This window comes from Methylobacterium sp. D48H, assembly GCF_053345715.1.
In genome coordinates, this window is sequence record NZ_JBKFAP010000249.1 from 1 (window position 1) to 249 (window position 249).

A 249-nucleotide genomic window follows, 5' to 3' on the forward strand; every position below is an offset into this window, starting at 1 on the left:
GGGCGGCCCCGCCCTGGACGTGGCACCGCGCCCTTGTCCATGAGAGCATCCAACGCAAACTGCTCGTGCCGCTCGCCCGCCGTCAGCACCGCCGTGATCGGCTTACCCCCGCCCTCGGCACGCAGATGCAGCTTGGTCGAGAAGCCGCCCTGGCTGCGCCCGAGCGCTTCGCCCACGCCTTCGACGGTCGCCTCACCCCCCGATGGCGCCGGACCGGCGCGCCCCGGCGGCGTGCTGGTGGGCGCGCAC

The 249-nt window shown here is 75.1% G+C and carries 1 pseudogene; it reads right to left on the reverse strand.

Going from position 1 to position 249, the window contains the following annotated elements:
* Positions 1-249, reverse strand: a pseudogene (locus ACLBX8_RS32355) (IS5-like element ISMra2 family transposase); the annotation flags it as partial.